A 14,461-nucleotide genomic window follows, 5' to 3' on the forward strand; every position below is an offset into this window, starting at 1 on the left:
TAAATATATTTAATATTATAAGCGAGATCCTATTATGCAATTTGATAAATTTACGCCATATATGCCAAAACATAGTATGCTTTTCAATGTTTATGGACAACCAATTAAAGAACATCCAATTGTTATTTGATATAACGGCAATGATGGGATGTATTATTTTGTTAAAGCACGAAGTGCTAATATATACGAATCAAAAAAAGTCAGATTTCCTACAGAAATTCTTATTCCAGCAGATGCAACTGCTTCGTATTCATTATTTAAAAGTGATAGTCTTGTAGATTGTTCACAAATTTTTAGAATGGATGAAAAAGAATTTAAAATCGCTTATGGAAAAGATAATTTTCCAAGAGTAGATAAACTACCTTTCAATTATGCAATGCAAATAATCACTGAGATTGAGAAGAACTTTAAAAATGATCATATCTCCTTAATGAATGTAAGTATTACAGGATACAACGATAAACAAAAACCTATTATCGAACCAGAATTATTGTATGCAAGCAAAGCAAGTTTTGAGCAAGAACAAGGATGATGAGAAAATCTATTTGATAATAATGAAACTGAAACAATTAGAAAAGCCAATGCTTTTGTTGTTAGTTATCATCGAACAAACCGCACAAGAGTTGAACTAAATCCAGTTGATGCTGGAATAGATATAGCAAAAGAACAATTAAAGGTTGATAGGATTTACACCCCCATTTATCATTATCTATATGATAATAAACTATTAGATAAAGGTTATAATGTCGTTGAAATTATCGATTTAGTTAAAAGAGATATTCTCAACACAGAAGAATTTAAAGGTTATAGAGTATCAGATGGAACTATATGGAGTAGTCTTACTCTTCCTTGAGGTAAAAGAAGAACAAGTTTAAATTTTTATGATGAATTTCGCATCAATTCAGACAAATTAACTAAAATTCAACAAGACCATTTTTTCTTTAATGTAAAAGATAATGAAATTTTAGAATTCAAAAATGCTTATGAAAATGAATCATTAACTGAATGAATTGATAAAAGTGTTTTTAGCAATGAGTTTAAAGATTTTAGTAAAGAAATATTCGGCAATTCTGGTTGACCAATGGAAGAGATATCTACTTGATTTATTAAAGAAAGATATTGTGTTGAAAACACTTCAATCATTGATGAAGAATTAAAGTCCAGAAACCTTTTAAATCAAAATTCGCAAGAACCCGAAAAAGAACGAAATCACCAAATCCAAAAACGCAGAACAATGCATATGTAATGTATATTAAAGCATAGTTGTACTATGTTTTTTTTATAATTTTTATGCTATGGATTTTCATATTAATATATTTAACAATGACTTATATTTAAGTAATTTTTATGCTAAAAAAGCACAAGAATTAAATGAGATTGAACAAGAATTTAGAACAAAAAATCGTTTTATATTACACCCAGAATGAAAAATTTCTAAAAGAAAATCCAAGTGTTGAATAACGCTTGGAGGTATTTTTAAACTAAATTATACGATGTATGAATATATCGATGCAAGGGGCAAAAAACGTCGAATAACGCATTATCACGACGATATTATTAAGCGTTTAAAATGTTCAAAATATGATTTTGATTTAATAAAATTCTGTATTATAAGTGATTTAAATAATCAAAAATTACCTAATGAATTAGTTAGTTTAAAACCATCTAAACAGTTGCTATATGAGATGAAAAAACGCTTTAAAATATCGCAGCAAATTTTTGAAAAAAATGACAAAAAATATAACGAAAATACGTCGGTATTTAAGCAAAAAAATTACAAGAAAATTCATATCGAAGTTGACGATTTTTACACTAGATTTCAAGGTTCAAAATACCGCCCAAAAATGCGAATTAGAGAGGTAATATTACATCAAAATTTTATAGGTAAAAACGCTAAAAAAGACACTAAAAAAGCAAGTGCAATTTGCTACTTTTTTACTAAAAATATTAGTGAAAAAACATTAGAAAATGACTCTATTTTTACTAAAAAATTCATAAATAATGAGTTAAAAAAATTAGAAATTAAAAGGAAAAAAGTAGTTTTAAAAGGTGATGGAGCAAGGTGAATGAGCCTTTTTGCTAGTGATATTAAGGTTAAATATAGCCTTGATTATTTTCATTTATTTAGAAAAATTAATGAAACATTTGGATATAAAAAGTTCAATTCAAAGAACCATAAAATGCTATATAAAAACTGATTTAGTAAGGTATACGGAGCGCGTTGAGTTGATTTATTTAGTGCAATTTTTGAAAAAAATTTTAACCTAAAATATGAAGATTTTATGAAATTAAAAGCCACTTTTTTACTTGAAGCGAAAGAAAAAAATATAGAAAAATCTTTTATAAAACAAGCAAGAATACTCTTTAAATACATTAATAATCACTGTAAAAATATATGAAATAACGAGGGAAATTTAATCATTGAAAAAAGTTATACTGAGCATTTTGTCTATAACTTTTTTAAGAAATTTATCAAAAAGCAAGGTTCATTATTTTCGAGAAATAGCATAAAAATGAAAGTAATTTATCATAATTTACTTAAAAATGCAGCAACATTTTTTATAGAATCAGATGAAAAAAATTTAGGATAATTTTTAGTAAATAATCGTAAAAAATAGGTATAGTGCCAATTTTGTGCCAGCATTATTGCCAAATTTTGAATATTATATATTACTACGTAATATAAAAACTTAATGTTGCCGTCTTTGTTGCCAATTTTGTGCCAAATTTTAAATTTGGTGACATTTTGGCACTAAATTTGTGCCAAATTTTTAAAGGTTCTTATTACAAAGTAATAAGCAAGATAAACTGGCGCTACGGTTAGTAGCTCTTTGTTGCCAGTCTTATCTTGCCTTTAAAGGTGTGCGCGCGCACGTAAAGGAGAAAAAAATTTTGGCAACGTAAAAAAATATCCAAAAATAGCGTATAACATTTACGATATTAAATTGCTTTGCAAGCAACACGCCCGAATTTTACTCATTCTTTTTTTATAAAAATCGCTAGATTTAAATTCATCTTTTAGTCTATATTCTATTTTATTTTGCACCTCAGGTTGCAAACCGCTAGCAATTAAGGCTCTATGCAGTTCTGAGATATATTGTGAGTCATTTTTGCTATGAAAATACATAGTTTCTAAAATTCGATTTTTGTTTTCGATATCTTGGTCATATTTTCTTTTGAATTTGTCATCTTCATCATTGGTTGCAAATGGGCAATATCTAGCTCCCCGACCAATAAGTTGTGCTTCTTTAATTGTATAAGACCCAATTTTGCCTTTTCCGGCTTGTCGCGTATCATATAAGCGCACTATATCAAATAAATTTAATACATCCCAGCCCTCATTTAACATATCAACTGAAAAAATAATTCTGATTGGATTATTGGTGTCTTCTAATGAATTAACTAACAATTGTTTTTCTTTATTATCGTCAGAAGCTCCATTCATAATTATTGAATTTTCAACAGTAAATGAATTTTTAATTGATTGCTCTAATAATTCAAGAGTATTATCTTTTTGTTTAAAGTAATTGATAGCTTCATTTAATTTTTCAATGTTAAATAGCTCTAAATTCAACAATTCATAACTTGTTAAAGTTTTTATTTTGTTAAAAAATTCTTCATAAAAACTTTTCGATTCATTAATTCTTTGCGACTTAAGCATAATTACAGGTTTAATATTAAGTTTTAAGTCTGAAAAAAGAAATTTTCGATATTCACTCATTACTAATGCTATTAGCGTTCTTTGTCATAAATCACCAGAAGTAGCAAAATTTTGAAAATCTTTTGTATAGCCACTTTCCCTAAAATTTACAAGCGGATAGTTAAAGACAATTTTATCCTTGTATTTTTCAAGAACATTGCTATCTTTTAAATCACAAGTTGCCGTGAATTCAAGCATTATATTATCTTTATTTCTATTAAATGCATTCATAACTGAGATTTCTCAGCTTTTTAATTCAGATTCTTGGTCTATTGTTTTTTTCTTAGTAAATGAATTAATGTGATGGCTTTCATCAGAAATAAATACAACTTTATTGTCTTCAAATTGGTCAAATGTTATTTTATTTTCCTTTGGCTGCATTAAATCTAAGTGCAACTTTTGCGTGGTAGTAAAGACTATTTCAATATCATCACTAAGTATATTATTGGTAAAATTATCAACTTTTTTGATTTTTATATTATTGCCTAAATATTGAATATTTTCGTCAAATAAATATTTGCTAGATAATGGATTAATAAAGTTTTCAATTGTTTTTTCAAGCACATTGGTTTGATTGACAAAAAACAAAAATTTCCGATAACCTTTTGTATATAAATAAAGAATAAGTCCTGCCATTATAACAGTTTTTCCACTCCCTGTTGCCATATGAAATAGTGAGTGAATTTGTTTATTATTTCTTAATTTACCATTTTCAAAATACAAAATAAAATTACTAAAAGCATCTTTTTGATACTCTCTTAAAATTATGTTTTTTGATAGTCCACTATTAATAATGTCGGGAAAATCAATACTTTTGCCATATTCTTTTAAAGTATTAATTTTTTCATATAAAAATTGTTCTTTCATATTATTTATCCCTATAAAATGAGTTGGTAAATGATTTATCAACTTCACTTATATTAAAATCTTCATCATCTATATCTGAGTAATTTACATATAGTTTATTTTTATCAACTAAACTAATAAGAGCTTTTTTCTTGTTGGTTAAATCTAAACTGTTGAATTCTTTTTCAGCATTTACTAATTCTTCATTTGATATATAAGGGACTATTCGATTATCTGAATATATTTTGGTTTTGATTTCATTGATATTTTTTTCTTTAGAATCTAGTATTTGGTTAATTAAAGTTTGAGAGTTTTCCAAAAGCTCACAATAAACAAATGAACCTCCACCTTGTCATTTTACTGATGTAGAGATGCCGCCTTGTTCGCCTTTGATTACTTTTTTCATTCTTTCAACAGTTATATCTTGAATATAATCCATTTGCTCAATTCCTATGTATCTGCGATTCATTTTGTGAGCAACTGCCGCTGTTGTTCCCGAACCTAAGAAAAAGTCAAGAACAATGTCGTTTTCTTGTGTAGAAGATTTAATAATCTCTTCTAAAAGATTCTCGGATTTAGGATTATCGAAGACCTTAGATTTAAACATATTATTTAAATGAGTCGTCCCTGAAGTATTGGAAATATTTAAAACACTTTTAATTGGCAATGTATTAGCTTTTAAAATATATTTTTCCCCTTTTTCTTCAATAATATCTTCAAACGATACAAATTCCTTTTTTATAATATTTTGATTGTTCTTTATTAAAACTTCATCATTATTCCATAATTCTTTAAAATTATTTATTCCCCAAGTCCAATGCCCTAAAACATTACCTGTTCTTTTTGGAGGTCTTATGATTTTATAGCCTAAAGATAATAGATATTCATCATTTTTATAAATTTCTTCTTCAGTAGAATTTTTGCATAAATTTTCTACACTGTAATCCATTAGTGCAATAGCATGTATTATTTTATTATCTTTTTTAAATACTTTAAAATCGTTATAACCAAGATTATTTCTGTCTAATAGTCTATTGTTATTGCCTGTTATCCCGTTTCCCGTTCCTTCATAGTAGTACACAGTATAACCAAGATTATTTCTGTCTAATAGTCTATTGTTATTGCCTGTTATCCCGTTTCCCGTTCCTTCATAGTAGTACACAGTATAACCAAGATTATTTCTGTCTAATAGTCTATCGTGGCCAGAAGAAGCACCTGTATCTCTTCCTAAATAATATTTATCTTCAAAAACTTCTTTTTTAACATAGTTTATGTATGTTAAAAGTAAATCATGATATTGTTTAACATAACACAAAATATATTCATGATTTTTTTGTATGGTTTTGCTGTCATTTTGGGTATTGCCTTTTAATTGAATGATTGTTCCGTATAAATTCTCCCTCCCAAAAATATCGTCCATCAACACCTTTAAATAAGCTTGTTCATTGTCATCACATTGCACAAAAATAACGCCGTCATCTTTTAACAGCTTTTTCGCTAACTCTAGTCTATTTTTCATAAACACAAGTCAAGTTGAATGATTAAATGAGTCATTGTAGTTGAATGAATCATTCCCTGTATTATATGGTGGGTCAATATAAATGCACTTTACCTTGCCTTCATAGCGTTTAAGCAATGATGAAAGAGCAATTAAGTTATTGCCTTTAATTATTAAATTATCATTTTCATTAAGTGTGATATTTTCTTGAATACCATCTTTTGTATATCTTTTTGCATTAGTAAAAACTTTGGGAGCGAGCATTTTACTAATTTCTCCGCTGGCAATTACTTCATTATAAAGTATCTCGCGACGCTTTTGTTTGTCTTTTTCTTGCCCTCCCCCTATTAAGCAATCTTTATATGGAAAATCTAAAACAACATCATTTGTTTTAGAAATGAAATTGCCATTATGTGTTAAACCGATTTTGTTTGAATATTTAGTATATGAATCTGGCAAGAATTCTTTTGATTCAATAAATCAAGCAAATTTTTGTTTATCAAAAACTAATGAATTTTCAACATTAACAAAGAATGTCTCTTTTACTTGTTGATTTGCAATTAATAAAGCCAATAAATCTTTATCCATGTTCATAACATCACTATAAACACTTGTTTTTAATAATTTACCATCTTCTGATATATACTTTTCGTTTGTTAAAAGTAATTTAGAAACTATTTCAAAAATGTTATTCTTCATAACTTGCTCCCTTTCTAATTTGTAAAAATGATATGTATATTTATTAATTAATTAAATGATAGCAAAATTTTATTTGCTTTCATCAGCGTAAGTTAGAAAAGCTAAAAAACATTAAAAATATGCTTTTAGAAAAATGTTTGCAGACAAAAAAACACTGAAACCAGCTATTAGATTCAAGGAATTTACTAACGCTTGAGAACAACACAAGTTGCAAAATTACCTGCAAGTATCTAATATTAAAAACAACATAGAGCTAGATAAAGAAGATGTTTTTTCAATATCAGGAGAATTTGGGGTTGTTAATCAAATAGAATTTTTGGGTCGCTCATTTGCTGGTAAAAATTTAACTGATTACAAGGTTGTGTTTGAAGGGGATGTAGTTTACACAAAATCACCATTAAGGTCTAATCCATATGGCATAATTAAAACAAATAAACAAAAAACAGGGATAGTTTCAACTTTATATGCGGTTTTTAAACCTTTTGACAATGTTGATTCACCATTTATCCAAACTTATTTTGAACAGGATTATAGAACTAACAAATATTTGCACCCAATGGTTTCCAAGGGTGCAAAAAACACAATGACTATATCCGATTCAAACTCTTTATCAGGATATGTAATTTTTCCAACTAAATATGAACAACAAAATATTTCTAGGTTGTTTTCAAATTTAGACTCCCTAATCACCCTTCATCAGCGTAAGTTAGAAAAGCTAAAAACATCAAAAATATGCTTTTAGAAAAATGTTTGCAGACAAAAAAACACTGAAACCAGCTATTAGATTCAAGGAATTTACTAACGCTTGAGAACAGAGGAAATTCGAAAATGTATTTTTCAATATTCAAGAAAAAAACAATGGCACATTTGATATTAAAAAATATATTTCGGTAGCAACCAATACTTTTAAGACAGATTTGAAAATTGATAATATCAAAACTATTGCAGGTTATAGCATATTTAGAGTTGGCGACATTGCATATGAAGGCCACACTAATAAAGAGTTTCCATTCGGCAGATTTGTACAAAATACTTTAAAAAATGGCATTATTTCTAATATTTTTACAGTTTTTAGACCTAAGATTGAATTTTCGTTGAATTTTTCAAAATATTGAGCAAATAGTAATAATGTAATGCTTGCGGCATTAAAAAGAAGTTCAAAATCAGGAATAATGATGAATTCTTTGGATATAGAAATAATTAATAAAGAGATTATTAAGCTGCCAGAACTCAAAGAACAAAAAAGAGTAGGTAGTTTATTATCAAATATCGACTCCCTAATCACCCTTCATCAGCGTAAGTTAGAAAAGCTAAAAACATCAAAAATATGCTTTTAGAAAAGATGTTTGCAGACGAAAAAACACTAAAACCAGCTATTAGATTCAAGGAATTTACTAATGCTTGAGAACAGAGAAGGGTTGGTGAGCTATTTAATATTAGTCGAGGTTATGTATTGGGTAAAAAAGAAATCAAGTCATATAAATTTGGTGATTTTATCTACCCAGTTTACTCATCTCAAACAGAAAATAATGGACTTTTAGGTTATAACAATAAATACTTAGAAAAAGATGCTATCACTTGAACCACAGATGGGGCTAATGCTGGAACCGTTTTTTACAGAAGAGGCTATTTTTATGCAACAAACGTCTGTGGAATAATATCTGAAAAACTAATGAAACCAAACTTGTTTTATTCAAATTCCATTGGAAAAATTACTCAAAAGTTCGTTAATAAAACAAATAACCCAAAGTTAATGTCAAATGTTATGTCTGAAATAATAGTTAAGTATCCCAATATAAATGAACAAAACAAAATTTCTGAGATATTACAATGATTTTACTCCCTAATCACCCTTCATCAGCGTAAGCATTATTATTGATTTTTTTCATTTTTTATACATAAAAAAGTATTTATTTATATGGGTGTAGAAAGGTAAAATGAAAAAATCAGAAATACTTTTATATAAATATTTTCAAAATTGAATTGATGTATATAAAAAAGGTTCAATAAGAAAAATAAGTTTTAAAAAATATCAATTGACTTTAGATTGGATTATTAAAATTGCTAGAGATGTACGTCTGTGTGATTTGGATAGAACTTTATATCAACGTATACTTAATGAGTATGCACTAACTCATGAAAGACAAACTACAATGGATTTTCACCATCATTTAAAAAGTTGTTTATTAGATGCTTTTGATGATGGCTATTTGACTAATGACCCTACTCGTAAAGTAGTAATTAAAGGTAAAAATCCTCGTAAGAAAAAAGTTAAATTTTTAAGTCAATTCGAATTGCAATTATTAGTTAAAAATTTAAAATTAAAAGATTTTATTAATCTGGATTGACTTATTTTATTGATAGCTAAAACAGGTTTAAGATATTCAGAAGCATTGGCACTTACGCCACAAGACTTTGATTTTGCAAAGCAAACTCTAAATGTATCAAAAACTTGGGATTATAAAGAACAGGGCGGCTTTCTGCCAACCAAAAACAAGTCTAGTATAAGAAAAATACAACTTGATTGAATGACAGTTAGTCAATTTTCGGGCATTATTAAAAATATACCTGAAAATGAACCGATTTTTGTAACTAAAGAACGTATTTATAACTCAACTATTAATGATGTATTAATGCGTCGCTGCAATGCGGCTGGTATTCCTGTTATTAGCGTGCATGGTTTGCGTCATACTCATGCTTCATTATTGCTTTATGCTGGTGTTTCTATTGCTTCGGTTGCTAAGCGTTTGGGTCATGCTAGCATGAACACTACTGAAAAAGTTTATTTACATATTATTAATGAATTAGAAAACAAAGATGTTGACTTAGTAATGAGATCGATATCACTACTTAATTAAAAAATTATTATCACACCCACAAAACAAAAAGCCACATTTGTGGCTATTTTTTGTCTTTTTGTTCTCTAATTCAATTCTCAACAAACGAAATAAAGTCAGCTGGCAGAGCTTTTTTTGGTTTTCTATTTAGTTTTAGTGCAAATTTTTTCCTTATTTCATCTGTATATGATTTTTCGCATAAATCATGCAATCTATTATTAACATTGATTGGTTCAGTTGAGTTAATGATTTTATTAATGGCTTTAGAATCAAAGTTTCACTCGTTGCAAAATTCTTTTAGAATTTCAGTCTCGATATTTAAAATAGCTTCAGTAAATTCTTCATTAATATCTAGATAATCTCAGTTCTTTTGATTATTAAAATATGGTTCTAAAATTCGCAATAATATTTCTTGGTGTTCAGTTGTAAAACTTGAGATTGCATGCACGATGCGTTCTCTTGTGCGATCTAATTTGATAATATCATTAAGTTTAGCTAAATTTAATGGAATTCTTTCATAATAAAAGTGATATTCTGTTGATAAATTTTGCGATTCTAGAGGGTCGGGTTCATCATTAGTGCCAGAAGCGTGATTTTCTTTATGATGTTCTTTCAAGTAGCGAGTTATATCCTCGTTTCTAGCAACTAACGCATCAAAATCATGTTCTGTATATGTTATAGTACTACAAATGTCATTAGGATTTTTTGCTCTTTCTCAACTAAAGCCCATGATCTTGACTGCTCTTACATGATTAATAATTTTATTTATTAATTTATTGGCTTTTCTCATGTTTTCTGTGTATTGTAATTTATCAATGTGTTGCTCGGGATAAATTGAGCCAAATCAGGTGTGTTTGCTATACATTAAGAAAATTTTTTTTACTTCTGCAAATAAATTATTGATGCTTAATAGACGATCTTCAAAACTTGTAGTAAGTATTGATTCAATATTTATATCAGCATACTTGCTTAGAGCTTTATCAAGGTTGTAATTCATTGTGTTGGGTTGGCGATAGAATATTACATTACCAAAATCCTTGCCAGGAAGTGTTCTATTAGTTCTTGAAATAGCTTGAATTAAATGCTCATAAGTCATAACTTTGTCAAAATAAATTGTATTAATATATTTTGAGTCAAAACCTGTTAGCATCTGGTTAACAACAATTAAAAGTTGCAATTTATCTTTATTTTCAATGTTATTAAAATTACCTTTTTGTGATAATCTTTTTGACAAATCTTTCTTAAATTCAGCACTATTGGTCACGTTTATTACTTTTTCAAAATCTTTATTATATCTTTTAATAATATTGTTTATAGCATCTGCTTTGTATTCAGTTTTTGCTAATTCTTCTTCGTGATCAAGGCTTTGGTCAAAAAGAGCTGTAAATTTGAAGTCTTTATATTTTTCATTATTATCGCAAGCATCAGCAAATAGTTCAAAATACTCAATGGCATCAGGAATACTTTTAACTGCGAATATAGCACTATATCTTTTATCATCTAAAAAGTATTCTTGAGTGTTTAATATATCCTCAACAATCAATTTTTTAAAGCGTTTATCATCGTAGTATCCGCCCTTTAATAAATCTTCTTCGTAATCACGATTAATTTTTTTACCATTTTCATCAAGGTCTCTGAAATGACCTAATTTATCTACTATTTTGGCATTTTTATTTTTATATAAACCTTTTTTAAGGAATTTTATGGCATTTTCTTTAAGGAATTTTATGGCGCTTTCTGTGTATTTGTCAAACACTTTATATTCAATATTAAAGTCTAATATCTTTTTATCTTGAATACCATTCTTTAATGTGTAACTGTGCAACAGTTCACCAAAAATATCTTTAGTTTCAAGACCATTTTTTGAGTTTTCTTTACCAAGTGGTGTGCCTGTAAAACCAATTAAAGCAGCATTAGGGAATGTTTCATTGATATTTTTAATCATTTCGCCAGATGTGCTTCTGTGAGCTTCGTCAAAAATAAAGACAATTTTTTGTGAAGCCGCTCTGTTTATTTCTCTCTCTGAAAAGTTTTTTGTATTTACTCTAGATTGTTTTTGGATTGAACCAACAATTATAGTGTTCATCAAATTTTGCTGTTTTATTAAAGCAATAAGATCATCGGTTGATGAAGCTGTTTTAACATCGACTTTTCCACCCTTAAAACTGCTAAATTCGCTAAAACTTTGTGTTCCTAATTCTGTTCTATCTACTACAAAAACAACTGTATCAGCAATATTCCATTCAAGCAATAATTGCGATAATTTAAAACTGGTCAGAGTTTTCCCTGAACCTGTTGAGTGTCAAATATGACCAACTTTTGCACATCCAGAGCGATTTGGGTCAAAGAAAATTTTTTTATCAGTTCTAAACTTTCTTTCAATTTTATCAATTGCATGAAACTGATAACTTCTTAAAATTAATGGAATGTTTTCATTTTCTTGGCAAACAGTAAAGTTGGCAATAAGACGGTGCGCCATTGGAATTGATAAAAAATGTTTAACAACATCTCTTCAATCTCGTAAAACATTGTTTCGGTCATCGTGTCAATAACTAAATGACTGTTCATTAATAGATTGACCAGAATGATCTGTTGGCATATATTTCATTTCTTCAGGGTTCATAGCAACACTAACTTGAACTAGTTTTAAAATTTCATCAAAACCACCTGAATCAATGAAGGTATTAATTTGGGTTATTGATTCTGATATGCTAATTCCTTTTGCCTTTAATTCAATATGAAATAATGGCAAACCATTAATTAATAAAATAACATCAGCTCTATGGCCGCGATTAACTGCTTTTCAAGGCAGTATGACTTCTTTGGCAATTTGATAAACTGAATCACCAGCATTAATTTCTTTTCTACTGAAGATTTTTAAATATATTTCTTTGCCGTATTTTTCTGTATCTTTTTTATTATCTCTTTTAATAGCAATTGTTTCGCTATTTATTAATTTATAAGCGGCTGTTGTGCTATTACATTGTTTAATTTTTTCTTTTAATTGCTCTTTTTCACCCTCTGTAAGGTCAATGTTATTTAATCTATCTTTATTATTGCGATAAACTATTTTAAAAAAGTTGTTTCACAAATCTTCTATAGTGCAATTTTCGAGAACTGGTTTAATAATTTCCTTATTTATATTTCTTCAGCCGTTTTCTTGCAAGGCGTTGACTAAATCATTTTGAAATTTTTTTTCACTATCTTTATTTTCTATCATTTGTTTATTCTCCTTAGATAAATATTTTTATCAAGTTGTTGTTTAATGTTTTAAGATTTTTTAACTTACGCTGATGAAGGGTGATTAGGGAGTCGATATTTGATAATAAACTACCTACTCTTTTTTGTTCTTTGAGTTCTGGCAGCTTAATAATCTCTTTATTAATTATTTCTATATCCAAAGAATTCATCATTATTCCTGATTTTGAACTTCTTTTTAATGCCGCAAGCATTACATTATTACTATTTGCTCAATATTTTGAAAAATTCAACGAAAATTCAATCTTAGGTCTAAAAACTGTAAAAATATTAGAAATAATGCCATTTTTTAAAGTATTTTGTACAAATCTGCCGAATGGAAACTCTTTATTAGTGTGGCCTTCATATGCAATGTCGCTAACTCTAAATATGCTATAACCTGCAATAGTTTTGATATTATCAATTTTCAAATCTGTCTTAAAAGTATTGGTTGCTACCGAAATATATTTTTTAATATCAAATGTGCCATTGTTTTTTTCTTGAATATTGAAAAATACATTTTCGAATTTCCTCTGTTCTCAAGCGAAATTGATTATAGAAACTATTCACCAACTTTTTTAACTGCTAATTCAAGCTCTAAATCGTGCAGACCATAGTACGCTTTTTTCAAAAAATCAAGCGGTACTTTTTTTAGTACTTCTGAACTTGGAATATTGTAGTATCACTGATAATAAGCATAGAATTCGCCGATTCAATCAGGCATAAAACCGTCCATAGCTTTACCAGGCTTTAAAACATAGTTTTCTGTTTTTGTAAAATAGTCCCATAACTCTTTAGCACTCATAGTATTGACATAGGCTTTTGCTTCGTCAATACTTTTTCTTGTTTTGCTTTGCATATAGGTGTTAATAAAGTCTTCGGTGTCTTTATCAAAGAAATTATGAGCAACAAAATCAAAGAGTTTTCCTTGATTTTCTACCACATCATCTAAATAAGAAATTGAATAAGCTCTCATATTTATAACTCCTTAAAAAGTGTGCTAAAAACATTAGTCACGCGATTAGCATCTGAGTCAATAATATTTTTCATTTTATTTCTTGCTGTAATATCACGTTGATTATATTTTTCATTAAACTCAGAATAAAGAACAGTGCTTAATCCATCTTCTAACTCTTGTAGTTTAGAATAAGCAAGTTCAGATTTAATGCAATACTGAACACCTAAACCACCCAATGAAAGCAATTCTTCAAGAATATCGATATCAATATTGTCTTTTACAAATTCCTTTGCAATATAGAAATATGATGCATTTGCTCTCCAACCTTTAATAACATCATATTCTTTGGTATCTACACCATATTTATCTATAAACTTCTTTGCAAGCATACGATAACGCTTCGAATCACTGGCTTCCCTATGTTTCATTAGTTCAGCTAGCCAAGCTAAAATGCCCTTTTCTTGAAAATCTAAAATTTTAAGTCCGCTAATATCAAGTTGATATTTGTGAATTCATCCATTTTGCTCATTTGGTCGACAAACTGCTCATTCTTTTGCTAATTCTTTACTTTCAGTTAAGTAAAATCCTTTTCCATAATCATGTCTTTCTTCACCTTTGCCATATGTAGGTACTACAATTTTCTCGGGAGTGCCATGAAATAAGATTAATTTATCCATCTTTGCATT

The 14,461-nt window shown here is 28.1% G+C and carries 12 protein-coding genes; 6 read left to right on the top strand and 6 right to left on the bottom strand.

Annotation, left to right across the window (positions count from 1 at the left end; all coding sequences use genetic code 4):
• The first annotated feature begins 34 nt into the window (after window positions 1-34).
• The gene (locus EXC34_RS01710; RefSeq protein ID WP_129687653.1) at window positions 35-1,246 is read left to right on the top strand and encodes an Mbov_0400 family ICE element protein; all 1,212 of its coding nucleotides are present in this window, start codon (window positions 35-37) and stop codon (window positions 1,244-1,246) included.
• 49 nt (window positions 1,247-1,295) lie between these two features.
• Window positions 1,296-2,591 carry an Mbov_0401 family ICE element transposase-like protein gene (locus tag EXC34_RS01715; RefSeq protein WP_129687529.1) on the top strand — a complete coding sequence of 432 codons (1,296 nt, stop codon included), beginning with the start codon at window positions 1,296-1,298 and terminating at the stop codon, window positions 2,589-2,591.
• Between the two features lie 341 nt (window positions 2,592-2,932).
• On the opposite strand, the gene EXC34_RS01720 is transcribed toward EXC34_RS01715, so the two are convergent.
• Complete coding sequence (locus tag EXC34_RS01720) at window positions 2,933-4,567, bottom strand: DEAD/DEAH box helicase family protein (protein ID WP_246003946.1); 1,635 nt, start codon at window positions 4,565-4,567, stop codon at window positions 2,933-2,935.
• A 1-nt stretch (window position 4,568) separates the two neighbouring features.
• The gene (locus EXC34_RS01725; RefSeq protein ID WP_129687654.1) at window positions 4,569-6,743 is read right to left on the bottom strand and encodes a DNA methyltransferase; all 2,175 of its coding nucleotides are present in this window, start codon (window positions 6,741-6,743) and stop codon (window positions 4,569-4,571) included.
• Between the two features lie 133 nt (window positions 6,744-6,876).
• On the opposite strand from EXC34_RS01725, the gene EXC34_RS01730 reads away from it, so the two are divergent.
• Genes EXC34_RS01730 through EXC34_RS01745 form a run of 4 tightly spaced genes read left to right on the top strand, consistent with a single transcriptional unit; the run spans window position 6,877 to window position 9,601 of the window.
• Window positions 6,877-7,485: a restriction endonuclease subunit S domain-containing protein gene (locus tag EXC34_RS01730; RefSeq protein WP_129687655.1), complete on the top strand. Its 609-nt coding sequence runs from the start codon at window positions 6,877-6,879 to the stop codon at window positions 7,483-7,485.
• Window positions 7,486-7,489: 4 nt separating this feature from the next.
• Window positions 7,490-8,080, top strand: a complete 591-nt coding sequence (locus EXC34_RS01735) for a restriction endonuclease subunit S (RefSeq protein WP_129687656.1) — start codon at window positions 7,490-7,492, stop codon at window positions 8,078-8,080.
• Complete coding sequence (locus EXC34_RS01740) at window positions 8,071-8,679, top strand: restriction endonuclease subunit S (protein WP_246003947.1); 609 nt, start codon at window positions 8,071-8,073, stop codon at window positions 8,677-8,679. Before EXC34_RS01735 ends, EXC34_RS01740 begins: the two co-directional genes overlap by 10 nt.
• A gap of 1 nt (window position 8,680) precedes the next feature.
• On the top strand, window positions 8,681-9,601 hold the full coding sequence (locus tag EXC34_RS01745) for a site-specific integrase (RefSeq protein ID WP_129687657.1): 921 nt from the start codon (window positions 8,681-8,683) through the stop codon (window positions 9,599-9,601).
• 43 nt (window positions 9,602-9,644) lie between these two features.
• Here the strand turns inward: EXC34_RS01745 and EXC34_RS01750 are convergent, their stop codons facing one another.
• From EXC34_RS01750 to EXC34_RS01765, 4 genes are all read right to left on the bottom strand, one after another.
• Window positions 9,645-12,800 carry an HsdR family type I site-specific deoxyribonuclease gene (locus EXC34_RS01750; protein ID WP_129687658.1) on the bottom strand — a complete coding sequence of 1,052 codons (3,156 nt, stop codon included), beginning with the start codon at window positions 12,798-12,800 and terminating at the stop codon, window positions 9,645-9,647.
• Window positions 12,801-12,813: 13 nt separating this feature from the next.
• Window positions 12,814-13,248 (bottom strand): restriction endonuclease subunit S, encoded by a 435-nt coding sequence (locus tag EXC34_RS01755; protein WP_129687659.1) that lies wholly within the window; start codon window positions 13,246-13,248, stop codon window positions 12,814-12,816.
• A gap of 131 nt (window positions 13,249-13,379) precedes the next feature.
• Window positions 13,380-13,793 carry a hypothetical protein gene (locus EXC34_RS01760; protein WP_129687660.1) on the bottom strand — a complete coding sequence of 138 codons (414 nt, stop codon included), beginning with the start codon at window positions 13,791-13,793 and terminating at the stop codon, window positions 13,380-13,382.
• Window positions 13,794-13,795: 2 nt separating this feature from the next.
• A complete protein-coding gene (locus EXC34_RS01765) occupies window positions 13,796-14,452 on the bottom strand; it encodes a DUF3990 domain-containing protein (RefSeq protein ID WP_129687661.1) in 657 nt (218 codons plus the stop codon).
• Window positions 14,453-14,461: the final 9 nt, after the last annotated feature.

This window comes from Mycoplasmopsis bovigenitalium, assembly GCF_900660525.1.
Lineage (GTDB): Bacteria > Bacillota_I > Bacilli_A > Mycoplasmatales > Metamycoplasmataceae > Mycoplasmopsis > Mycoplasmopsis bovigenitalium.